Raw genomic sequence first — 23152 nt, 5'->3', positions numbered from 1 at the left:
ATCGCTCCGGGGCCGTTCGCATATTCGCTGAGCGCGAAGATTACATGGTTTCGGTGGTGGTGGCGCCTTCGTCCATGGCTTCGCCCTGCTCTTCCATGGCGTCGGCCTTGTCTTCGGCGTTCTCGGTCATGGCTTCGGCCTGATCGTCGGAGATCGCGCCGGCATCTTCCATGGCTTCGGCCTGGTCGTTTACCATTTCGGCGTTCTGCTCGCCGGCGTCTTCCATCGCGTTCTCGTTCGGTCCTTCGCAAGCGGCGAGACCGAAGGTCAGTGCGGCGGCGATCATGGTGGTCTTAAATACGGTCTTCATTTCCATTTCCCCTTGTTGATATGGAAAGCATTGGTCTGGAAAGCGGGCGGACCCTACGGGCCAACCTTGCGAAGTCAAATGTTTCTAACGCGGGATCGTGCCCGGCCCTGCCAGATGTTGATGACGGCGATCGCAACCAGGCTGCCCAGCACTCCAAAGAGCAACTGTGCAGGGCTGACGCCGGAAAGCAACGGAACCTCGCCCGCCAGAACGGCGGCGACCAATGCACCCAGCGCACCGGCGATCACGCAGCTGGCCGTGCCAGTCCGATCCTCACGATCGATGACGATAGAAGATAACCATCCCAGCGTCGCGCCGACGACGAGAACGATAAGCAGTCCCATAGAAATTCTGGCCCATTATCACGTGTTACCAAGCTAAAATCGCATGGCACGGAATGGTTCCGGGGCACCTGGGCGGGCGTGCGCCCTTAGTATGTCAGCGCAGGGCGAGCCACGCCACGGCTGCGCCGCCCAGCACGATGCGATACCAGGCGAACGGGGCAAATCCGTGCCGGCTGACGTAAGCAACAAAGGCTCTGATGACGAACAACGCGACGACGAAGGACACTGCGAAGCCGATCGCGATCTCTCCCCAGCCTACCGTGCCGCTGCCGGAGAGTTCGTCCGACTTGGTGAGGAGTTCCAGCGTGGTGGCGCCGATCATGGTCGGCACGGCCAGAAAGAATGAGAACTCGGCGGCGGTCTTGCGGTTCACCCCCATGGCGAGAGCTCCCATGATCGTCGCGCCTGAACGGCTGACGCCGGGCACCATGGCAAGGCACTGCGCGAACCCCACTCCGAGCACTTTCTTGAGCGGCAGGTCCGCAACGCCTTCCTCGCCCCTGGGATCGGCGACCTTCTCGATCGCAAGAATGGCGATACCGCCGGCAATCAGCGCCCAGGCCACGACCGACGGGCTGCCGAGCATGATGTCGATATAGTCCTTGAGAGCGAGCCCAAGCACAGCGCTGGGGAGAAAGGCGACCAGAATGTTGCGGGCAAAACGAACGCCGTGGCTCTTCCATTGGAGCAGATCCATCAGCGCGGTCCAGAACGTGCCCCAATATTGATAGACGACCGCCAGGATCGCACCGAGCTGGATCACCACGTTGAACATCGCCCACTGCGCAGCGTCGTAGCCGAACAGCTCGGTGGCGAGGATCAAGTGACCCGTCGAAGATACCGGTACGAATTCGGTAAGCCCCTCGACGATGCCGAGAAGGATTGCAGTGATGGTCTCGTTCATACGGGCGCACAAGACGCAGAAGGGTGCCAAGTCAAGCGACCTGACACCCTTCGGTCAATTCAGCCTGGCAGCCGTTACCAGATATGCACGCGCTCCTCGGGCGGCAGGTAAAGGGCATCGTCCTGAGTGACGTTGAAGGCCTTGTACCAGGGTTCCATCTGCCGGACGACACCGTTGACGCGGAATTGCTCCGGGCTGTGCGGATCGGTGCGCAGGCGTTGGCGAGCCGCCTCGTCGCGTTGCTGGCTGCGCCATACCTGCGCCCAGGCGAGGAAGAAGCGCTGGTCGCCCGTCAGCCCATCGATGACCGGAGCCTCCTTGCCGCCCAGCGAAAGCTTGTAAGCCCTGTAGGCCAGGCTGAGACCACCCACGTCGCCGATGTTCTCGCCGAGCGTCAGGCGCCCGTTCACGCAGGTCTGCCCCTCGTCGAGCGGACAGAATTCTTCGTACTGGCTGACCAATGCATCGCCCAGCTTGTCGAAGGCCGCGCGGTCTGCATCGGTCCACCAGTTGCGCAGCATGCCCGTGCCGTCGGACTTGGAGCCCTGGTCGTCGAAACCATGGCCCATCTCGTGTCCGATCACGGCGCCGATCCCGCCATAGTTTACCGCCGGATCCGCGCTTAGCCCATAGAAGGGCTGTTGCAGGATGCCCGCCGGAAAAACGATCTCGTTCTTGGTGGAGTTGTAATAAGCGTTCACCGTCTGCGGCAGCATGCCCCATTCGGTGCGGTCGATCGGCTGACCAAGCTTTGACACCATGTCGTTCCAGGCCCAGCGCCCGGCTGCCATTCGGTTTTCCAGCGGCTGCCCCGGCTCGATATCGAGGCCGGGATAGGTTTCCAGTTCGTCGCGATAGCCTATCTTGGGGTCGAAGGCTTCCAGCTTGGCGAGCGCTTCCTTCTTCGTGTCCGCGCTCATCCAGTCGTTCTCGCGGATACTTTGCCCCAGCGCGACGCGCAGGTTGCCGACCAGCTTTTCCATCGCGGCCTTGCTTTCGGGCGGGAAGTATCGCGCCGCATACGCTGCGCCCACGCGCTCGCCGATCAGGCTTTCCGTTTCCGCGATTGAACGCTTCCACCTTGCGCGCTGTTCGGGCGTGCCGTTCAGCAGCGTGCCGTAAAAGGCGAAGTCCGCATCGTCGATCGCACTCGGCAACACGGAGGCATTCGCCGAGAGGAAACCCTTGGCGGTCCATGCCTTCAGCACGTCGACGGGCGTGTTTTCGAGAAGCGCCATCATGGCGGGCAGGCCGCCACCGATCTTGGCGATCGTATCGGCATCCAGGCCCAGCTCTTCGGCGCGCCCGGCGCTGGGCGGCAGATCGGAGACGATGTAGCGGTCCGTTTCCGCCAGGCCGCTGGCCTCGAGCAGCGTCGCAAGCGGGAAATCGGGCGTAAGCGCAGAGAGTTCGGCTGGCGTCACGGCATTATAGGTCAGATCGCGATTTCGCCGTGTTGCGCGATCCCACGACACCGTGCGCGCGACCGTATCCTCGAACGCATAGACCTTCGCCGCCATGGCCGCAGGATCGGCATATCCGGCCTGAGAAAGCAGGAAGGCGAGGTAATCGCGATATTTCGCCTGGATGTCCCGGCCCTTGGCGCTTTCGTCCAGATAATAATCGCGGTCGGGCAGACCGAGGCCGCGTGCACCAAGATACACAGAATATCGCGTCGGCTCCTTCGCGTCGACAGAGACATAGCCGCCGAGCGGGGCCGAATAGCCGGGTTCGCCCCACAGCTTCGCCAGTTCGGTCAGCGTGTCCGCGGAAGAGATGGTATCGAGGTAGGGTTTCGCCGGCGCAAGGCCCGCGGCATCGATGGCACTGGTGTCGAGAAAGGCATTGTACGCATCGACGATCCGCTTCTCGTCTGCGGAAAGGCTCGCCGGATCCTTTGCGACCAGTTCATCCACGAGCGCCTTCACGTCGCTGGTCGATTTCTCGCGCAGCAGATTGAACGAGCCGAACCGGCTGAATTCGGGCGGAAGTGGGTTCGAATCGAGCCACTTCTGGTTCGCATAGGCAAAGAAATCGTCGCCCGGATCTATCGAAGGGGAGATCGATTCCGGGTCGAAGCCCCAAGTGCCGAAATTCATCGATGGGAGGGGGACGGTCTCTTGCGCTGTCGCGCTGGCGCCGTCCTGCGCGGCGGCGGGCGATGCGATTGCCACGGGGCTGAGGGCGAGTGCCAGAGCGCTGCACGATCTGAGAATTGCGCTAAATTTCATGTTATTTTGTGCTCCCGAAATGTTCTGAAGGGTCTGAGGCGAAGCCCGCAGGCGTTGCCGCGCACCCTAGTGGGCTAGGGCTTCCCGCCAAAGTCGTTGGTCGAGCGGTTGGGGCGTCTGGTAGAAAACCCGCCTCTCAGGCGACTTCCGATCCGAATTGCAGGCTGGCAAGGCGGGAATATAGCCCCCCGGCGCCCGCAAGCTCCGCGTGGGTGCCCTGCTCGACGATCCGGCCTTCATCCATCACCACGATCCGATCCACCGCGCGCACGGTGGACAGGCGGTGGGCGATGACCAGCGTCGTGCGATCCTTCATCAGGCGATCCAGCGCATCCTGGACCAGACGTTCGCTCTCCGCGTCGAGCGCGCTGGTGGCCTCGTCCAGCAGCAGGATGGGCGCATCGCGCAGGATTGCACGCGCGATGGCGAGGCGTTGTTGCTGGCCCCCCGATAACCGCGTTCCATTCTCGCCCAGGAAGGTATCGAGGCCCTGCGGCATCGCCTCGATGAATTGCGCGGCGTTGGCGGCGCGCGCTGCCTCCCAGATCTCGTCGTCGCTCGCGTCCCATCGGCCATAGCGCAGGTTGTCGCGAGCATTCGCGCTGAACAGCACCCCGTCCTGGGGGACCAGGGCAATGCGCTCGCGCAGATCGGCGGGATCGGCGCTGGCGATCGGTACGCCATCCAGCCGGATCGTACCGGCCTGGGGGTCGTAGAATCGTTCCACGAGCTGGAAGATCGTCGATTTTCCCGCACCCGAGGGCCCAACGATGGCTACTGTCTCACCGGGTTCGACCTCGAGGCTGAGATCGCGCAGCGCGGCGATTTCCGGTCTCGTGGGATAACGGAACGTCACATTGCGGAAGGACAGGCCGCCGCGGGGCGGGCTGGGCAGAGCCAGCGGCCGTTCCGGCGCCGCGATGGTCGGGCGTTCCTCGAGCAATTCGCCCAGACGGCTCGCCGCACCCGCACCCCTCAGCAAATCGCCATAGACCTCGGTCAGCGCGCCGAAAGCGCCTGCCACCAGCCCGCCGGTAAGGACGAAGGCGGCGATGGTCCCGCCGGTGAGGCGTCCTTCGCTGACATCGATCGCGCCGCGCCACATCAGCAGCGTAATCGCGCCGAAGATGAGCAGGATCACGATTGCCGTCATGAACGAGCGAATGACGATACGCCGCCGCGCAGTCTCGAAGCTGCGCTCGACGGCGGCGCCGAAGCGGGACGCTTCGCGGTTTTCCTGATTGAAGCCCTGGACGATCTTCATCGCGGAGAGAACCTCCGACACCATGGCGCCGATGTCGGCGACCCGGTCCTGGCTGGTCCGCGATATGGCGCTCAGCCGGCGACCGAACAGCGTGATCGGAACGATTACCAGCGGAATGACCAGCAGCAGCCCCAGGGTGAGCTTCGGAGCCAGGACGAAGAGATAGATTACCCCGCCGATGCCCATCAGCGTGTTGCGCAGCGCCACCGAAACCGAGGTGCCGACCACCTGCTCGATAAGCGCGGTATCGCTCGTCATACGGCTGGAAATTTCCTTGGGGCTGGTTTCCTCGTAATAGGCCGGGGCCAGGCGCAGCAGGTTGCATTGCACGCGCAGGCGAATGTCCGCCACCACGCGCTCGCCCAGCCAGCTGACGAAATAGAACCGCAGGGCTGTGAAGATCGCAAGGACGACTACGATCAGGAGCAGATAGCGGAACCACCGTCCGATATCCCCCGCATCGCCCCCGGCGGCGAAGCCCCGGTCGATGACCAGGCGAAACCCGGCGGGAATTGCCAGGGTGGCTGCCGCGGTCACCAGCAAGGCAGCCATCGCCGCCATGAGTTGCTTCGGATAGGCAAGCGCAGCGCGCCAGACGATACCCAGAGGCCGCAGCGACCGAGCCTTGGGAGCTTCCTGGACCGGGGACGTATCGGAATTTTCGGATAGTGCCATTGCGCGCGCGTTAAGCCCCGATGTGGCATAAATCCACACTTGGCATAACCCGATCAGGTGATTGTGCGTTGCACAACACTGCACCAATCGCCACATACCGTAGACACCGATCCGAAAAACCGGGCGCAGCAGGGGACATTGATTTGCTTTATCACGCGCATGAATTGCAGCGCAGTTGGCTGAACTCGGCCAGCGCCTGGGCCTCCATCGGGGCCGAAATGCTCTCCAATCCGGTGCTGCCGATGGGCTACATGGGTCTGGGGCCGATCGCCGCCAATGCTCTGGAGGTTTTCGCGCATGCAACCGCCGCGCGCGGCAAGCCCGCTTTCGGGATCGAATCGGTAACCGTCGACGGCGAAAGCTATCCCGTCACCGAGGCCATCGTCCTGAACAAGCCGTTTGGCGACCTGCGTCGTTTTACGCATGACGGGCTGCCGAAGGATGCGCCGCGCGTGCTGATCGTGGCGCCAATGAGCGGTCACTTCGCAACCCTGCTGAGGGGCACGGTGGAGCGCATGGCGGAGCGCGCCGAGGTTTATATCACCGACTGGGCGGACGCAAAGATGGTGCCCATGGACGAGGGGGCTTTCGACCTCGATGACTACATCGATTATCTGATCGAATTCTTCGAATTCATCGCGCGGCAGGAACCGGCCCGGGGCGTGCATGCCGTGGCGGTATGTCAGCCTTCGGTTCCCGCACTTGCAGCGACCGCCGTGCTGAACATGCACAAGAGCGATGCTGCGCCAAAGACGCTGACGATGATGGGTGGGCCCATCGACACGCGCGAATCGCCCACGACGGTCAACGACCTGGCGATGGAGCGTCCGATCGAATGGTTTCGCCACACCGTCATCGCCACAGTGCCGATGCAATATCGCGGTGCCGGACGCAGGGTCTATCCCGGCTTCCTGCAACTGGCCGGCTTCATGAGCATGAACCTTGGCAATCACCTGATGAGCCATTGGGAGATGTTCAAGCACCTGACCGTCGGCGATGATGAAAGCGCGCAGGCAACCAAGGATTTCTACGACGAGTACCGCAGCGTGTGCGACATGACTGCGGAATTCTATCTACAAACGGTCGAGGAGGTGTTTCAGAAGCACTCCCTGCCGAATGGCACCTTCACGCATCGCGGCGAAACGATCGATCTGGGTGAGATCAAGACCACCGCTCTGCTCGCCGTGGAAGGTGAGAGGGATGACATTTCGGGGATCGGCCAGACCAAGGCGGCTCTCACGCTGGCGAAAGGGCTTTCCAAGAGCAGAAAGCGTTACTTGCTCGCCGAAGGAGCGGGGCATTACGGGATCTTCAACGGCAGCCGTTGGCGGGACAAGATCGCTCCGGTGGTCGAGGACTGGATCGCAACCCACGCGTAAAATCCGGGATGCGTTTGACGACCGATGCTGCAATCAATTGGCGAGTTGCGCCGAGACCTTGATGTTAAGCGGCTGGACCGCTTGACCGATCGAGGCTGGCCCCTCCGCCAACCTCAGCGGTACGACCACACCGGCTGGTGACGGCACCGCACGCTGCGTTTGTCGTGCAGATTTGGCGCCGGCTTCCTGGCTCAGATCACGCGCGACATAGCGCGGTTCCTGGCGCGGGGGAGCATAATCGTCGATGTGGTAATCGGCAGGCACCGTCTCGTCGTAAGGATCGTATTCGCCATAGGAAAAATGGCTTTGATAGCGCGCCTGGCTGTATAGCCCCCGGTCGGAAAGCTGTTCTACGGGAACGGTCCCGCGGGCGGTAACGAGAGGATAATGGTCGGGAAGCTGTTCTCCTGCCGAATCCGTTACCATCGGCGGCGAGGTATCTTGTTCCTGCGCATAGAATGCGCCCATCGAAGCGCGATCGATAACCGGGGTGCTGCCGAGAGCTGCGCCAGCGATGGCGCCGCCTATCAGGCACGCCGCTCCAGCTCCCCAAGTGAGGGGAGACGATATCATGCGAATTCTCCAACGGGTGTTTGCCCAATCAATGCTTGATGGTGGCTGCGCGTTCCCAAGCCGTCCCAGTGGTCGCCGGCGCTCCGGACACATTTCGTTGACACAAGGGATGGCGCGCTCGAAAGACACGCCCATGATCCGTGCGGCCCAGACTGGTCTTTTGATTATCGCGTTGTCCGCCGCGAGCGGCTGTGGCCACGATCGCAATCTCGATGCGCGGACGGAGGCCTTCAATGAGATCGGCCCCGACGATGCCATCAATCTCACCGGCACCGAACCGTTCTGGCGAGGCGAGGTTGTGGCTGGCAAGTTCACCTATATCCCGATGAACAATCCAGATGGGACGGTCATTTCCGTGGAGCGTTTTGCCGGCAACAATGGGGTGGCCTATAGTGGAACCGACGCGGGGCAATCCGTTGACCTGATTGTTACCAAGGCCGAATGCTCGGACGGCATGAGCGACCGCCGCTACCCCTTCACCGCCACATTGGCCATCGGCGAGGATCGGCGCCTGGGGTGTGCGTGGACGCGCGATCACGGCTTTTCGGGGCCACGACAGCCTTGACGGCCTTTTCGCGTTCCGATTTATCCCGGCGTCAGCAGCGTTTGGCGGGAACGTTACCCGCGGACGCGAATTGCTCGGGCTGGGTGGCGATCGACCCTTCGCGAGATAGCTTGGGGCGCGGATGAACCGTATGCACGATACAGAAGACCCGAAAAGCCAATCAAACCTCGCCTTCGACGACAGTCCCCGCCGTTTTCTAGAAGGCCATCCGGAGGATCATTTCTCTGGGTCCTCGGGCATGCTGTTCGAACAGGCGATGGCCCAGACGCGTATGGCGATTTGCCTCACCGATCCGCACCTGCCGGACAATCCGATCATCTTCGCCAATCGCGCTTTCCGCTCTTTGACCGGTTATGGCGAAGACGAGATCCTGGGCCGCAACTGCCGCTTCCTGCAGGGGGATAAGACCGATCAGGAGCCGGTAAGGCAGCTTCGCAAGGCGATCGAAACCGAAGACGTGATGATCGTCGAACTGCTGAACTACCGGAAGGATGGAAGCACCTTCTGGAACGCCCTCCACATCGGCCCGATCTACGACGATACGGGAAAGCTCGCGTATTTCTTCGGTAGTCAGTGGGACGTGTCGGATCTCCATGTAGCCCGAGCGCGCGAACAGAACGCCCGGCTCATGGCGCGTGAACTTTCACATCGCATGAAGAACATGTTTTCGGTCATATCGGCTATCGTCAACGTGACCGGGCGGGTGCGCGGCATCCAAAGCGATACCAATGAGATCACGGCACGGATCCAGGCGCTTGGGCGGGCCTATGAAGCCACGCTCGATGATGCCGTGACCGGACAGACGCCGCTTAAACAGGCTATCGAGGCCGCGCTGGAACCCTACGGCGCGCAAGTGACGCTGGATGGGGAAGAGGTGCCGGTGGCTTTCGGCGTGGTCTCCTCCATCGGTATGATTTTGCACGAACTGGCGGCGAATGCCGGAAAATACGGAGCCTGGTCGCAGCCAGGCGGACATGTGACGGTGAGCTGGCACTCGACGGAGGAGGGCGATCTGCTTTTGACATGGCGCGAGGAAGGGGGGCCGGAAATCCTCGAAACCGATCCCCAACGGGGCACCGGGACGATGATAATCGACCGGCTGCTGCGCGCTTCCGAGGGTAGCGTGGAGCGGCATTGGGACCGCGAGGGACTGCGAGTTGAGCTTCGTTTGCCACTGCGGGGGGCCGGTTGATGCCCACGCCACGCTGCATCCTGCTGGTCGAGGACGAACCCTTGATCTTGCTCGATCTCGAGTTCGCGGTCGAAGATGCCGGAAGCACTTTCGCGAGCGCCGGCTGCGTCGCCCAGGCGCTGGATCACCTGGACAATGTGAGCGAGATCGACGTGGCGATACTGGACGTCAGCCTGTCCCGCGGGGAAACCTGCGCCCCCATTGCCGAAGAGCTCAACAAGCGCGGAATTCCGTTCATCCTGCACTCCGGCGACCTTGACCGACGCGATGAGACGATTCGCAGTCTCGGCGCGCGGCTGATTGCCAAGCCGGCAATTTCGGAGCGCGTGGTGGCCGCCGCCATCGACGAATTCGGACAGGCGCACGCGCTTTCGAACGCCACCGGAAAATAGCCCGCATGGTGCCGATCACCCACTTGGTCGGCGCCCCGAATATGCCGCACGCGGTCTAGAACAGTCCCGGATTCTCCCGCTGAACGACATTGGGCTGGGCCGGCTGAATCGGTCGTGCCCGCGCCGTGACACCCTGGCCCGAAATTCCCGCGCTCGACTGCGAAATCGCAGTGCAGGACCGTCCGGCCAGAAAATCGAGCGCGACTGCGATGGAGGTTTCCTCCGGATCGCCGAGCTGGTGGGTGAAATCGTCACCCGCCGCGCAGGTCGCCGGCACCACGGAAGCCAGGCCGCCGTAATATTCGCCATTGCCGGCTGCGTTCACCGTCTTGAAGGCGATGGCGCGCAGCCGGTCGTCACACGCTGTGCGGTCGAAGGCGAACTGGCCCACGGGCTTGCCAAAGGTGTTTTCGCCCACCAGCGCCAGCCCACCGCCAAGATAGGGGATAAGATTGTTGGCGACGAGCTCGCTGGCCGAGGCCGTCCCTTCCCGCCCGATCACTGCCACGCGGGTGGCGGCAACGGCTTCTGAGCGCGCGGTGATGCGCGTGGTCTGGTTCTCGCTCGCCTTGCTGGGGCGCAGCACCGTCTGGGACGAGACTTGCCCGACATTGGCGGCCAACAGCAGATCGGTTAGCAAATCCGCATTGGAGACCAGGCCGCCGCCGTTGTAACGGAAATCGAGGATTATGCGCGTGATCCCGGCGGCCTTGAACTGCGCGAACCCGGCGCGCAGCTGGTTGGCGGCATCGGCAACGATGAAGGTGCGCAGGTTGACATAACCCACCTGCCCGCCGGCCCCATCGCTAAGGATCCGGATACCATAGCGGTCCGACACGGGGTCGAGGGCATAGTCCTGCTTGGTGATGTCGCGGGTCAGCTCCCGGCCGTCCGCGGTGCGGAAGGTGATCGTCCGGGTAACACCCGGTTCCGAGGGGCCGAGCGCAGCGGAGACCGCCGCCGCCCCGCCCGAGGACATCAGCGCAGCCACGCTCTGCCCGCCGATGGAGATGAGCTGCGTGCCGCGATCCATCCCGGCGACAAAGCCGGGCGCATTCTCGAACGCCTCGGCCACGAACACGCGGTTGGTCGCGGTGTCGTAGGACAGGCGGATGCCGATCCCTGCGTTGGAGCCACTGTTGATCAGCGCGTTCTCCTCCTTGATGGAGGTGATGTAGGTGAGGCCGGCCTTTTCGAGCGGACCGCCCGTGCCGCCCGCCGCGGGCGTGACCGAGGGGCGCACCAGCGCGTCGATGTAATCCTGAAGGTTGGTATAGCTGGCCGGATTGGCGGCGGTGTTGAGGCCGTTTGGAAACAGATACCATTCCTGGATCACGCCGCGCGCCCAGTCGGCCCGGCTGGCATAGCTGCACGTGCCGATGTTGCCGCCACCGGTCGGGGTTCCGCCGCCGTCGCTAGCGGGAGTGGTTCCGCCGCCCCCACCACCGCCGCAGGCGGTGAGCGATAGCGCGGCGAGCGATGACATGATGGCGCGACCCAAATGCATGTTAATGCGATTCTCTCCGGAACGGGCCGTGGGGGTCACGGCGGGCCGCAATATGTTTCAGATCGGCTTAACACGGGCTTATGAAGCGGCAAGCAAGCAATTTACTTCGCCATTGAGTGCGTTCCGCCGTGTTTTTCATGCAATTCTGCGGATAAACCATGTTCGCAACGAAAATCGAGATGGCGCTGCTCCCCCCGGCGCGCCAAGGTGGATTGATGGACGCCCGCGCGTTAAGCCGCGCCGTTCAGAGAAAAGACGAACAGGCCTGACAGGAAAGGAACGATCATGGCTGGCAAGAACAACGCGCTGCAGAAGCCGGTAAATCTCTCGCCCGAGCTGGAGGCGGTGGTGGGCAAGGGTCCTATGACCCGTGCGCAGGTCACCTCCAAGGTGTGGGACCACATCAAGGCGAACGACCTTCAGGATTCGAAGGACAGGCGCATGATCAATCCCGACGACAAGCTGGGCGCGGTGATCGGCAAGGAGCAGATCTCCATGTTCAAGATGACGGGCGCCGTCTCCAAGCACATGAGCTGATCGACACGGCCCTCGCGGTTCTAGCGCGAAGGGCCCGATCGCAGCGACGGGCAGGGCGCGCTTGCCGCCCCCGTTACTCAGGCCCCTTCCCCGATGGGGAGGGGGCTTTGCTGTGCGCGGGCTGATCCTCCGACTTTTCGGGGAATCCGCAATTGGCCCGCTCGAACCGGGCCTTCTGTGGCAGGAAATGGGGCTTTAGCGGTTAGTCCTGATCTGGGCCACAACAAGGCGGATCGGACGATCCGCTCATGGCAAGCTTCGCGAACGACCGATATTGAGGTGGGAATCGGTCATTTGGCTTTGGCCAAAGATAGTCTTAGATCAAGCAGATGACGGCGCGCACCCTCCTTTTCGGCTCTGCTCTTCTGCTAACGGCGTGCGCGTCCCAACGGCCTTATGATGAGTTCGGGGTCTGTCTTACCAACACTGAAGACTTGGCGGTTTTGAAAGCGGTCGCAACTCGAGTGGCCACGCACTATGGGTCCACGGTTGACGATTACTCCAATTTGGCCCGCAGGGATTTGCAGGCGCTCGATAGCCCCATTGCGACAGAACACTTATTTGCGCTCTTGATGGAAGACACCAGATGGCGGTCGGAAGCCGGGCTTGTCATGATCAACAACATCGGGGCGGCGTCAGCGAAGTCTGTCGGAGTATCGATGTTCCGAAACGACGATCTACTCGGGTCCGACAGCAACACGCAAAATCTACGCCGTGACCTGATCTCAGTCGTATCGAGCCGCTGGAAAATTATTGACGCGCCAAGCTCCGACGGCTCCTACCATGAATGCGGAAATTAGCCGCAAGTCATGTCTCAACGGGGTCGTTACTTTCCCTTCAGCTTTTGGCAGATCACCAGCTTCGCAACTCACTCACACTGTGGGGGGTGAAAGGTGCAAGCTCAAGAGCCGCGAAGGCGGAGTGCGAATCTCTTGAGGAAGGCGACGGCGAGCCATATCGGCAGAGCAAGCAGGATTATCCAGCAAACTAATGAGATTGCAATCAACGGTAACGGGTTGGCACCGCTCGCTGCGGCCGAGAAATCAAGCACCTTTCCTTCGCTAAAGCCAACCATCAACAGAACGAAGGCAAGAGCCGCGGAATATATTAGGATACCAACGAATCTGAGGATGCCAGTGAGGATTGAGCGGCTCATCGCACCGAACTTACCGCTCTCAGAAACGTCCGCAATTGGGTCGCAAGCGGAAAGTCCGCTATCCGAGCGGATCGCTGTAAGGTCGGCGGTTGGCCAACGCGCATGTTGGCGTCACGGCGGAGGCTCGCGTTAACCAAATCTAGAAACTCTGCAGCGCATAGCGGGGCTTAAGAAAGGCCCCGTTATGAGCGTTAGACAGCGTATGAGATTGGCCGTTATCGGTCTGATGTCCGGTTCCGCCATGATTCTCGTCAATTTGATCAACCAGTTCTCGAATATATATCCCTCGTAAGCTTTTCCGCCGGTCGACCTTCCCCCGGGTCCGGCACCTGTGAACCCGCTGTTCAGCTCGTAGAGCGGCAGCTCTGTCGTCGGCTCGAGCGTGCGATGGCCTGGCCCGCCTGAGGTTTTCTCACTGCAGGTTTACGAAAGCACCGCCATCGACGAGCAGCGCCGCTCCGGTCACGTATTCGGCCATGTCCGATGCGAGGAAGACAACCGGTCCCACCATGTCGTCCGGCTGGCCGAGCCGGCCCAGGGGGATACGAGCAGTCATCCGGTCGCGCTTATCCTGGTCGGCCAGGTCTTCCTTGTTGATGTCCGTCAGAATCGTGCCCGGGAGCAGGGAATTGCAGCGAATGCCGTGCTTGCCCAGAGCGATGGCAGCAGATTGCATCAGCGAGTGAACCCCGGCCTTGGTAGGGGTATAATGGGTCTGAAATTCGCCGCCGACGAGCGCCGAAATCGAAGACACCGCGATGATCGCCCCGCCATGGCCCTGTTCCACCATCTGCCGCGCCGCCGCCTGCACCATGTAATAGGCGCCATGGAGATTGACTCGCATCGTGCGATCGACGGTCTCAACCGGCATGTCGAGCAGCGAATGGAACGGGCAGATGCCGGCATTGTTCACGAACACGTCGACCTTGCCGAATTCCTCGGTGCACCTCGCGATGAAGTCGGTCGCCGTGGCAGGGTCGGATACATCGCCCTTTACCGCGATCGCGCGCCCCCCCGCCGCCTCGATTTCGGCGACAGCAGCCCGTGCTCCGTCATCGTCCCTCGAATAATTGATGCCGATGTCGGCCCCATGCCGTGCCGCACCGATGGCTACTGCGCGGCCTATCCCCGCCGATGCCCCGGTGACCAGCAAAGTCTTGCCCTGTAGAAGCTTCGTCATCCCGTTTTCTCCCACCTGCGGCCCACTCGTGCCACAGCGAAACTGATTGCGACCGTCTATTGACGCCTGCAATCCCATTTTATAATACTCGGTGCCACATAATGGCAATGGTGAAAGGTTGGGACAGGATGGCATTGCCACGCATCAGGCACGTACGGGCGTTCACCGTGCGCGGAGGCGGCGCCGACTATCACGACCAGGGCGAGGGGCACTGGATCGACAATCACATCGCCACGCCGATGTCGCGCTACCCCGAATATCGCCAATCCCGCCAGAGCTTCGGCATCAACGTGCTCGGCACGCTGGTGGTCGAGCTGGAGGCGGAAGACGGCACCGTCGGATTTGCGGTGACAACCGGCGGGGAGCCTGCCTGTTATATCGTGGAAAAGCACCTCGCGCGCTTTCTCGTGGGACGCAGCCCGGCCGAGTACGAGAAAATCTGGGACCAGATGTATTTCTCGACCCAGTATTACGGACGCAAGGGCCTGGTGGTCAACGCGCTTTCGGGTGTCGATCTGGCAATCTGGGACCTGCTCGGCAAGCTGCGCGGCGAGCCGGTATATCATATGCTCGGCGGCGCGGTGCGCGATGAACTGCAATTCTACGCGACCGGCGCGCGCCCCGATGTGGCCAAAGAACTGGGCTTCATCGGCGGAAAACTGCCCTTGCATCACGGCCCTGCGGAAGGGCTGGAGGGCCTTGAAAAGAACATCGCCCTGCTTGCCGACATGCGCTCCAAATGCGGCGACGACTTCTGGCTCATGTACGATTGCTGGATGGCGCTGGACATCGATTACGCCACACGTCTTGCGCACCGTGCGTGGGATGAGTGCGGACTCAAGTGGATCGAGGAAGCACTCTCGCCGGACGATTACTGGAGCTATGCGCAGCTCAAGAAGAATGCACCCAAGGGACTGCTGGTGACGACCGGCGAGCACGAGGCGACCCGCTGGGGCTTCCGGATGTTGATGGACATGGACTGTTGCGACATCATCCAGCCCGACGTGGGCTGGTGCGGCGGCGTCACCGAATTGATCAAGATCGCCAATTATGCCGACACCCGGGGGGTGATGATGGTTCCGCACGGATCCTCGGTCTACAGCTATCACTTCGTCGTCACGCGGCACAATTCGCCGTTCGCCGAATTCCTGATGATGCATCCTGGCCCGACCGAGGTCGTGCCGATGTTCGCCCCGCAGCTCCTGGGCGAACCGGTTCCCGTCAACGGCCGCATCCGCGCGAGCGAGCTCGACAAGCCCGGCTTCGGGGTCGAACTCAACCGCGACATCCCCTTGCATCGCCCCTATCCGAACTGAGGAAGAACTCATGAAGCTGTGTCGTTACGGTCCTGCAGGTGCAGAGAAGCCCGGCGTGATCGACGCCGAGGGCCGCATCCGCGATCTCTCCGAGCATGTCGCCGATATCGGGCCCGATGCGCTGGCACCGGGCGAACTCGCCCGGCTGTCGGCGATCGATCCCGCCTCGCTCCCGCTGGTGGATGAGGGGGTGCGCTACGGCGCCTGCGTCGGGGGCACGCGCCAGTTCGTCGCGATCGGCCTGAACTTCGTCGATCACGCGCATGAATCCAACCTCCCGATTCCGGAGGAGCCGGTGGTGTTCCAGAAATGGGTGAGCTGCATCCAGGGACCGAACGATCCCGTGACCATTCCCAAGGACAGCGAGAAGACCGACTGGGAGGTGGAACTGGGCGTCGTCATCGGCAGCCGTGCGAGCATGGTATCGGAAGCCGATGCGCTCGATCACGTGGCGGGCTATTGCGTCGTCAACGACGTGTCCGAACGGCATTGGCAGATCGAACGCGGCCTGACCTGGGACAAGGGGAAAGGGTTTCCGACGTTCGGACCCATCGGCCCCTGGATGGTTACCAAGGACGAGGTCGGCGAGGTGCAGGATCTTGCGATGTGGCTTTCGGTCAATGGCCAAAGAATGCAGGACGGTAGCAGCCGCACGATGATCTTCGATGTGGCTCAGATCGTTTCCTATCTCTCGCGCATCATGATCCTGTTGCCGGGGGACGTCATCACCACCGGCACGCCTCCGGGGGTCGGAATGGGGCAGAAGCCTGAACCCCGTTATCTCAAGGCGGGGGACGTGGTAGAACTGGGTATCGAAAAGCTTGGCCAGCAGCGCCAGGAATTTGTCGCATGGCGCGCGGCATGACCGTTTATTCGGGACGCTTCGCGGGCCGCACGGCGGTCGTCACCGGCGGGGCCTCGGGTCTCGGCAGGGAAAGCGCCGCCCGCATCGTGGCGGAAGGCGGCAAGGTCGTGCTGTGGGACCTTAACGAAGACGCGCTTTCCGGCACCGGGGACGAGATGGGGGCGGAAGGTGTCTGCGCCCTCGACGTGTCCGACCAATCCGCTGTCGAAGAGGCCGCCGGGCGCAGCGCGGCGATGCTGGGCGGCCGCATCGATGTGCTCGTCTGTTCGGCAGGAATCACCGGTGCCACTGCGCCCGTTCACGAATTCCCTGTCGACAGCTGGCTCAAGGTCTTCGACATCAATGTGAACGGGCTGTTCTACTGCAACCGCGCGGTCGTCCCGCTGATGCTCGGCCATGGCTACGGACGTATCGTCAACGTGGCATCGGTCGCGGGCAAGGAAGGCAATCCGAACGCGAGTGCCTATTCCGCCTCGAAGGCAGCTGTTATTGGCTTGACCAAGTCGCTTGGCAAGGAACTCGCAGGCAAGGGCGTGATCGCCAACGCGCTTACCCCGGCAACCTTCGAAAGTCCGATCCTGCAGCAATTGCCGCAGAGCCAAGTCGATTACATGCGGTCGAAAATCCCGATGGGTCGCCTGGGCGAAGTCGCGGAGAGCGCCGCCATGGTTTGTTTCATGGCGTCCGAGGAATGCAGCTTCACGACCGCGTCGACTTTCGACACCTCTGGCGGCCGGACCACCTTCTGAGCTGGCATTAGGGCAGGGCTTCCGATGGAGACCGACGTCCCCTTTGTCGACGCCCACGTCCATCTGTGGGAACTGGATCGCATACGCTATGCGTGGTTGACGCCTCCGTTCGATGACGCGGGGCCTAATGGCGATGTCTCGGCGATCGCGTCGGATTATACGCTCGACGATTACCTATCAGATGCCGGCAAATGGCAGGTGAAGGGCTGCGTCCATATCGATGCAGGGGCTGATCCTGCGCAGGCTCTGGACGAGACACAATGGCTCGAAGCCGTCGCCGACGATCGTGGGCTGCCGAGCGGCATCGTCGCCTATGCACCGCTCGAAGACCTGGACGTCGAACGTCTTCTCGCAGCTCAGGCGGTGCACCCTCGCGTTCGCGGGATCCGTCAGATCGTCAACTGGCATGGCGATCCCAAGCGCACCTACACCGCGCGGGACATCACGCAGGACGATCGCTGGCGAGAAGGGTTCGGCCTGCTCGGCAAGTATGGGCTATCTTTCGACCTCCAGTGTTACCCCGGACAGATGGCCGGTCTCACGCCGCTGATCGCGCGCCATCCGGAAATCCCAGTGATCGTCAATCACATGGGCATGCCGATCACCGACGAGCCTGAAGGGCTGATGCGTTGGCGTTCGGGAATGCGCCGGCTTGCGGCGATCCCGCACGTATCGGTGAAACTGTCCGGTCTGGGTTTCGTCTACCGCGACTGGACACTGCGCCAGATTGCACCCCTGATCGAGGAGGTGATCGACCTGTTCGGCAGCGAGCGCTGCATGTTCGCGAGTGACACCCCCACCGACAAGCTCTTTGCGCCCTTCGACGCTTCAATGGCGGCCTATCACGAGATCGCCCGCCAGTATTCGCTCGACGAGCGACGCAACCTGTTCGGTCGGAATGCGGATCGGATCTACCGCCTCCACCTCGGCATCTGACGGCCGGGGCAGAAAGGGAAAGTTATGCAAGCGGCCTCGGTCGGTGATTTCCGGGAACTGGCGCGTCGTCGGCTGCCGCGGTTCCTGTTCGAATACATCGACGGCGGGTCCTATGGAGAGGTTACGCTCAAGCGCAATGAGAGCGATCTTGCGGACATCGCCCTGCGTCAACGCGTGCTTCGAGACGTATCTCAGATCGACCTTTCGACCCGGATCTTCGGGCAGGAATTCGCGATGCCGGTCGGACTCGCGCCGATCGGCCTTGCAGGGATGAACGCGCGCAGGGGTGAATGCCAGGCTGTACGTGCCGCCGAAAAGGCGGGAATTCCGTTCACCCTGTCGACCGTATCGGCGTGCCCACTCGACGAAGTTGCTGCGGCTGCCAGGAAACCCTTCTGGTTCCAGCTCTACATGATCCGCGACCGGGGCTTCATGCGCGATCTCCTGGCCCAGGCAGCGCAGGTCGGCTGCCCGACGCTTGTTTTTACGGTGGATATGCCGGTCCCGGGGTCCCGTTATCGCGATTATCGCTCGGGACTTGCGGGGGCGCCGGGCCTTACGGGCAATTTGCGCCGGTTCGGTCAAGCGTTGATGCATCCGCGCTGGGCCTGGGATGTAGGCCTGTGGGGCCGCCCGCATGCGCTCGGCAACGTGGCACCGGTTCTTGGCCCAAATACCGGCCTTGAAGATTTCTTCGCGTGGATGCGCAGCAATTTCGAGCCCAAGGTTGGCTGGGAAGATATCGCCTGGATCAGGTCACAGTGGAAGGGGGCGATCGTAATCAAAGGGATCCTAGACCCCGACGATGCGGTTCTGGCCATGGAAGCCGGAGCCGATGGCCTCGTTGTTTCGAACCACGGCGGCCGCCAGCTTGACGGCGCACTGTCCACTGCTCGGGCATTGCCGGCCATCGCCGAGGCTGTGGCCGGCAACATAACGATCCTCGCGGACGGGGGCGTGCGATCGGGGCTCGACGTGGTGCGAATGTTGGCACTTGGAGCTGACGGCGTATTTTTGGGACGAGCATGGGCATACGCCCTGGCCGCCGGCGGGGAGGCCGCGATTTCCCGCATGCTTTCGCTGGTCGAGGCGGAAATGCGCGTCGCAATGGCGCTTACCGGCAACACGCGCATTGCCGACATCGGGGAAGATGCGATTGAGCGACTGACCTGATCGAGAACCGAATCCATCGCGTTTGCGTTCCTTGCATGCAGACCCTATGTTCACATTATGAAATTCGGCGGCAATCGGGCCGACCGACAGGTGGGGTTCCGAACCGAGATGCCAAAAGTCGCCGACAGCAAGACGGGTAGCGGCGAGGTGAAGGGCGCTCAGACCCTGATGCGCGCGCTCGACATTCTCGACGAGGTTATCGACGGACCTGTCCGGGCGGTCGATCTCGCGCGCAAACTCGACATGAGCAAGACGACCGCGCACCGCCTCGCGCATGCGCTGAAATCGCGCGACTACCTGTCCAACACCTCCGACGGCTTTGCCCTTGGTCCCAAGCTCATGCAGTTGGGTGTTTTGGCCGGGGAGCAGGTGGATCTGGTGCGCTATGCTCGCCCGATCATGACCCGCCTTTCCGAAGAGACGGGATTCTGCGTCTTCGCGGGTATGCGCGAAGGCGACTGGTCGCGTCACCTGGAGCGGGTGACTGGAACCCAGCGTCTGCGAGTCGCGACGGCACCTGGAGACCGAAGGCCTGTCGCCGAAACCGGACTGGGCAAGGCGCTGATCCTCGACGAAACCGAAGAGGAATGGAAGCGCCTCTACCGCCTATCGCAGGGCGGCCGTGTCCCCGCCGACAGGATGGAAAGCTGGCTGGATCGAATGCGTCGGTTTCGCGACGCCGATCAGGTTCGGCACGAAAGCGAACTGGGAGACGGTGTTCGCTCCATCGCCAGCCCCGTGCGCAATGCGAAGGGCAACATCTGCCTTGCCCTTAGCATTGCGAGCGCCGCGCAGTATCTGACCGATGAAAACGGGGAAGAACTCGCGGCCAAATTGCGCGCGACCGCGGATGAGGTGAGCGAACTGGCGGGCTACCGCCCCAAATAATCAGCCCGGCGTCAAATCAACGCGTGCCGACGCGCGAACTCCAGAAACAGGTCCGACCAGTGCGCTGCCGGGCCTTCCAAGCCGAAGCCGTGGCCGCCCGCTTCGAAAAAATGCGCCTGCTGAGCGATCGATGCATCCGCAAGCTTGTCCATCAACAAGGCCGAATTGCGCCAGTTAACGACCCGGTCGTCCATCGCATGGGCAAGGAACGTTGGAGGCGTACCGGGCGCCACCAAGGCGTTGGCTGCGTAAGGCGCGGCGGCAACCTCCGTGGTGCCGCCGGGAAACATCTGCTCCACAGAGCCGCGATGAGCATACGGTCCGGTTGTCGCAACGACCGGGAACAGCAAAGCTGCGACCTTGGGCGCCAGAGGCAGCCTGTCGACTGCATCGAGCGGGCTGTATGACGCGATATCCTGACGCAATGCGAGCCTGGCGGCGGGGTGGCCGCCAGCACTTCCGCCGAGAATACCGACACGCTCCGCGTCGAACCCATCCGATACGGCGAGCGAGCGGACCAGCCTTAGCGCGCGCTGCGCATCCTGGAGGGGCGCGTCAGGCCCTGCCGCCCACCCGTCGGCGGGAAGCCGATAGACGAGGGTGTAGACCGCGAAGCCGAGCCGAGCGAAGTAGTCGGCCATCGCCCTGCCGCCGCGTCCGACGGCGACGCGAACATAGCCGCCACCTGGTATCATCAGCAGCGCCGCACCGTTGGGCACGACCGGTGGCATATGGATCAGAAAGGGGTTGCGGACATGAACGAAGGCCGTGTCGTCCGCCGGCCCCTCCGCAGACCGCGGGATTTCCGCTGCTTCAGCCGTGACCCCGGAGCCGCCGGGTGCGTCGCCGGGCCACAGCGGCAGATGCATCGAAGGCCTCGGGATTGAGGCAGCCGCGCGTGCCACAGAACCCCCGCCGTTGAGCGCCAGTGTCGAGAACAGCGAACCCCCGATCCAATTCCTGCGCGAGATCAGTGGCATCGGCTATCCCCCAAAGGCGCAGCGATGTTCAGGTCCTTTCGGTCCGGAGAAACATTCGCCGCAAGCGACGTCGAAGTTTCGGCCAGACCATCCGCGACCAGATTTGCGACATGCCGCGCCCCGATTTCACTGAAATGCGTATCGTCGTCGATGCCATCCGGAAATGCAGGATAGGCGCCCTTTTGATAATGAAGGTAGTAGGCCTTCGATCCCTCAGGCCCAAGCCCGTCTAGCATTCGACGCGACCGGGTTTCGAGATCGATCAGCGCGACATCGCGCGATTCCGCCAGTTCACGGACCACAGTGGAATATTCGGGAAAATCGGCTTTCGCCTCGCCATCCTCGAAACTTCGCCGTGCGACCGGGGTGATCAGAACCGGGGTCGCCCCCGCTGCGCGGACATCAGCGATGAAACTCACCAGATTCTGTCTGTAGGCGGTCTCGGGCGCGGCGAACCGTTCCGGCTTTGCCTTGTATGCGTCGTTGTGCCCGAACTGGATCAGCACGGTGTCTCCCGGTTTCAGGCTGGTGCGCAACGCATTCCAGCGACCCTCTTCGATGAATGTGCGCGTGCTGCGACCGCCGATCGCGCGGTTGTCCACGCGCACCCCTTCCAGGACGCAACCGATAAAGGTGCCCCACCCGGACTGCGGATAGCGACTGGCGGCGTAGTCCGATGCGGTGGAATCGGAGGCGATGAAAACCGTGGGCGTCGGGGGAGCAGGCGCCGTGTCTGCGGTCTCGTTGAGCGTGGAGCACGCAGACAGCGTAATAGATCCGAACCCCAGAAAAAATGCGAATCCACGTGCCATCGAACCTCTCCACTATGGCATTTACCGCCATTATTGTGTCACAAGGTAGAACACTATACCACAAAGTGGGAATGTAAAGCGAGGGTGGAGGAAGGGTAAGCAATGATGGCAAAGACCCTGAAATGGGCGCTCATTGGAGTGATGGCAGCTTCAGCCTTGTCTTCATGTGCGACGTATCCTGCAAGTTTGCGGGATGTACCGGCCGTTGAAAAACAAGTGGCCAGCCTCCTGCTTCCGCAGATGCAGTTGCACGATCCCTTCGTTGTCGCCGACACGGCGAGCGGCGTGTATCACCTGTTCACTCGCAACGAAGCGGCCATGACAGGCGATGATCGTCTCGGCACAATGGTTTACACCAGCCGCGACCTGAAAAGCTGGATCCCCCCTAAGGTCGTATTCACGCTACCCCAAAGGAATTGGGCGAACGGAGGGAGCTGGGCGCCGGAGGTTCACCGCTGGAACGGGCGCTGGTATCTCTTCACGACGTTTCACAACGAGGGGGAAGCGATCGAGGCCGATGAGGGGAGTTCGCGCCGCCCTTATCGACGCGGGACCCTGGTTGCCGTGTCGGATTCGCTGACCGGTCCATTCGAACTGGTCAACGACGGTCAGCCGGTTGCGCCGGTGAATCTGATGTCACTCGATGGCACCTTGCACGTAGAGCCGGATGGGACGCCGTGGTTCGTCTTCGCACACGAATGGCTCCAGACCACGGTCGGCACAATCGAAGCGTTTCCACTCGATCCGCAGCTCCGCCAGGCCGGAGAGCCCATCGAGCTTTTCCGTGCCGATGCCGCCAGGTGGGCGAGGGGCCAGGCCCAGCCCCAGGGCGATCGTGTCTGGGTGACAGACGGACCGCAGCTATTTCGAACGCGCACGGGCACGCTGCTAATGCTGTGGTCGAGCTACGGCGAGCGCGGCTACGTCCAGGCTCTTGCGCGCTCGACATCCGGCACGATTGCGGGCCCTTGGGAACAATTGGGGCCTCTGGTCCGACGCGACAGCGGACATGGAATGCTGTTCCGGGCGTTCGATGGACGCCTCATGATGATCCTCCATCGGCCTTTCACGCGCGCGCTCGGGAAGATTTATGAGATGCGCGATGCCGATGACCGCGTGGAAGTCGTGCGCGAGGCGACAGAGCTCGATCTGGAGGCCTACCCCACGCATCCGTGCCTTTCACCAGACTCGCCAACGGGAAACCGCCTTCCAGATTGTTGAGAC

At 62.3% G+C, this 23152-nt stretch carries 24 protein-coding genes; 13 read left to right on the top strand and 11 right to left on the bottom strand.

What is annotated here, in order from left to right; genetic code table 11:
* Positions 1-40 precede the first annotated feature (40 nt).
* From ACFDTG_RS05010 to ACFDTG_RS04990, 5 genes are all read right to left on the bottom strand, one after another.
* The gene (locus ACFDTG_RS05010) at positions 41-310 is read right to left on the bottom strand and encodes a hypothetical protein (protein WP_375289915.1); all 270 of its coding nucleotides are present in this window, start codon (positions 308-310) and stop codon (positions 41-43) included.
* Between the two features lie 74 nt (positions 311-384).
* Positions 385-654, bottom strand: coding sequence for a hypothetical protein (locus ACFDTG_RS05005; RefSeq protein WP_375289914.1), 270 nt, complete (start codon positions 652-654; stop codon positions 385-387).
* A gap of 94 nt (positions 655-748) precedes the next feature.
* Positions 749-1558 carry an undecaprenyl-diphosphate phosphatase gene (locus ACFDTG_RS05000; RefSeq protein WP_375289913.1) on the bottom strand — a complete coding sequence of 270 codons (810 nt, stop codon included), beginning with the start codon at positions 1556-1558 and terminating at the stop codon, positions 749-751.
* 74 nt (positions 1559-1632) lie between these two features.
* Entirely contained in the window at positions 1633-3789 is a 2157-nt protein-coding gene (locus ACFDTG_RS04995) for a M13 family metallopeptidase (RefSeq protein ID WP_375289912.1), read from the bottom strand.
* Positions 3790-3925: 136 nt separating this feature from the next.
* Positions 3926-5728 (bottom strand): ABC transporter transmembrane domain-containing protein, encoded by a 1803-nt coding sequence (locus ACFDTG_RS04990; RefSeq protein WP_375289911.1) that lies wholly within the window; start codon positions 5726-5728, stop codon positions 3926-3928.
* 143 nt (positions 5729-5871) lie between these two features.
* Here ACFDTG_RS04990 and ACFDTG_RS04985 point away from each other — a divergent pair, with 143 nt between their 5' ends.
* Positions 5872-7107, top strand: a complete 1236-nt coding sequence (locus tag ACFDTG_RS04985; RefSeq protein ID WP_375289910.1) for a polyhydroxyalkanoate depolymerase — start codon at positions 5872-5874, stop codon at positions 7105-7107.
* Positions 7108-7140: 33 nt separating this feature from the next.
* Here the strand turns inward: ACFDTG_RS04985 and ACFDTG_RS04980 are convergent, their stop codons facing one another.
* The gene (locus ACFDTG_RS04980; RefSeq protein ID WP_375289909.1) at positions 7141-7680 is read right to left on the bottom strand and encodes a hypothetical protein; all 540 of its coding nucleotides are present in this window, start codon (positions 7678-7680) and stop codon (positions 7141-7143) included.
* 109 nt (positions 7681-7789) lie between these two features.
* Between ACFDTG_RS04980 and ACFDTG_RS04975 the strand changes: the two genes are divergently transcribed.
* The 3 genes from ACFDTG_RS04975 (at position 7790) to ACFDTG_RS04965 (ending at position 9829) form a co-directional block, all read left to right on the top strand.
* Positions 7790-8245, top strand: a complete 456-nt coding sequence (locus ACFDTG_RS04975; RefSeq protein ID WP_375289908.1) for a COG3650 family protein — start codon at positions 7790-7792, stop codon at positions 8243-8245.
* A 130-nt stretch (positions 8246-8375) separates the two neighbouring features.
* Complete coding sequence (locus ACFDTG_RS04970; RefSeq protein ID WP_375289907.1) at positions 8376-9437, top strand: PAS domain-containing protein; 1062 nt, start codon at positions 8376-8378, stop codon at positions 9435-9437.
* Complete coding sequence (locus ACFDTG_RS04965; RefSeq protein ID WP_375289906.1) at positions 9437-9829, top strand: response regulator; 393 nt, start codon at positions 9437-9439, stop codon at positions 9827-9829. Before ACFDTG_RS04970 ends, ACFDTG_RS04965 begins: the two co-directional genes overlap by 1 nt.
* A 55-nt stretch (positions 9830-9884) precedes the next feature.
* Here the strand turns inward: ACFDTG_RS04965 and ACFDTG_RS04960 are convergent, their stop codons facing one another.
* Positions 9885-11315, bottom strand: a complete 1431-nt coding sequence (locus ACFDTG_RS04960; RefSeq protein WP_375289905.1) for a S41 family peptidase — start codon at positions 11313-11315, stop codon at positions 9885-9887.
* A gap of 306 nt (positions 11316-11621) precedes the next feature.
* On the opposite strand from ACFDTG_RS04960, the gene ACFDTG_RS04955 reads away from it, so the two are divergent.
* The gene (locus tag ACFDTG_RS04955; RefSeq protein ID WP_375289904.1) at positions 11622-11873 is read left to right on the top strand and encodes an SWIB/MDM2 domain-containing protein; all 252 of its coding nucleotides are present in this window, start codon (positions 11622-11624) and stop codon (positions 11871-11873) included.
* Positions 11874-12202: 329 nt separating this feature from the next.
* Positions 12203-12673, top strand: coding sequence for a hypothetical protein (locus tag ACFDTG_RS04950; RefSeq protein ID WP_375289903.1), 471 nt, complete (start codon positions 12203-12205; stop codon positions 12671-12673).
* 101 nt (positions 12674-12774) lie between these two features.
* Here ACFDTG_RS04950 and ACFDTG_RS04945 read toward each other — a convergent pair whose 3' ends face one another.
* The gene (locus ACFDTG_RS04945) at positions 12775-13029 is read right to left on the bottom strand and encodes a hypothetical protein (RefSeq protein ID WP_375289902.1); all 255 of its coding nucleotides are present in this window, start codon (positions 13027-13029) and stop codon (positions 12775-12777) included.
* A 412-nt stretch (positions 13030-13441) separates the two neighbouring features.
* On the bottom strand, positions 13442-14209 hold the full coding sequence (locus ACFDTG_RS04940; RefSeq protein WP_375289901.1) for an SDR family NAD(P)-dependent oxidoreductase: 768 nt from the start codon (positions 14207-14209) through the stop codon (positions 13442-13444).
* 128 nt (positions 14210-14337) lie between these two features.
* On the opposite strand from ACFDTG_RS04940, the gene rhmD reads away from it, so the two are divergent.
* The 6 genes from rhmD (at position 14338) to ACFDTG_RS04910 (ending at position 20136) form a co-directional block, all read left to right on the top strand.
* Positions 14338-15525, top strand: coding sequence for an L-rhamnonate dehydratase (gene rhmD / locus ACFDTG_RS04935; RefSeq protein WP_375289900.1), 1188 nt, complete (start codon positions 14338-14340; stop codon positions 15523-15525).
* Between the two features lie 10 nt (positions 15526-15535).
* Positions 15536-16390 carry a fumarylacetoacetate hydrolase family protein gene (locus tag ACFDTG_RS04930; protein ID WP_375289899.1) on the top strand — a complete coding sequence of 285 codons (855 nt, stop codon included), beginning with the start codon at positions 15536-15538 and terminating at the stop codon, positions 16388-16390.
* Positions 16387-17139, top strand: a complete 753-nt coding sequence (locus ACFDTG_RS04925; RefSeq protein ID WP_375289898.1) for an SDR family NAD(P)-dependent oxidoreductase — start codon at positions 16387-16389, stop codon at positions 17137-17139. Before ACFDTG_RS04930 ends, ACFDTG_RS04925 begins: the two co-directional genes overlap by 4 nt.
* A gap of 24 nt (positions 17140-17163) precedes the next feature.
* Complete coding sequence (locus tag ACFDTG_RS04920; RefSeq protein ID WP_375289897.1) at positions 17164-18075, top strand: amidohydrolase family protein; 912 nt, start codon at positions 17164-17166, stop codon at positions 18073-18075.
* Positions 18076-18099: 24 nt separating this feature from the next.
* A complete protein-coding gene (gene lldD, locus ACFDTG_RS04915; RefSeq protein WP_375289896.1) occupies positions 18100-19248 on the top strand; it encodes an FMN-dependent L-lactate dehydrogenase LldD in 1149 nt (382 codons plus the stop codon).
* Positions 19249-19356: 108 nt separating this feature from the next.
* Positions 19357-20136, top strand: a complete 780-nt coding sequence (locus tag ACFDTG_RS04910) for an IclR family transcriptional regulator (RefSeq protein WP_375289940.1) — start codon at positions 19357-19359, stop codon at positions 20134-20136.
* Between the two features lie 11 nt (positions 20137-20147).
* Here the strand turns inward: ACFDTG_RS04910 and ACFDTG_RS04905 are convergent, their stop codons facing one another.
* On the bottom strand, positions 20148-21116 hold the full coding sequence (locus ACFDTG_RS04905; RefSeq protein WP_375289895.1) for an alpha/beta hydrolase: 969 nt from the start codon (positions 21114-21116) through the stop codon (positions 20148-20150).
* On the bottom strand, positions 21107-21928 hold the full coding sequence (locus tag ACFDTG_RS04900) for a rhamnogalacturonan acetylesterase (protein WP_375289894.1): 822 nt from the start codon (positions 21926-21928) through the stop codon (positions 21107-21109). The genes ACFDTG_RS04905 and ACFDTG_RS04900 overlap by 10 nt, the downstream gene beginning before the upstream one ends.
* 216 nt (positions 21929-22144) lie before the next feature.
* Here ACFDTG_RS04900 and ACFDTG_RS04895 point away from each other — a divergent pair, with 216 nt between their 5' ends.
* A complete protein-coding gene (locus ACFDTG_RS04895) occupies positions 22145-23149 on the top strand; it encodes a glycoside hydrolase family 43 protein (protein WP_375289893.1) in 1005 nt (334 codons plus the stop codon).
* Positions 23150-23152: the final 3 nt, after the last annotated feature.

Origin of the sequence: Qipengyuania sp. (assembly GCF_042095715.1) — a bacterium.
Lineage (GTDB): Bacteria > Pseudomonadota > Alphaproteobacteria > Sphingomonadales > Sphingomonadaceae > Qipengyuania.
The sequence above is the reverse complement of the archived record's forward strand: the minus strand, read 5'-3'. Positions and strand labels throughout refer to the sequence as shown.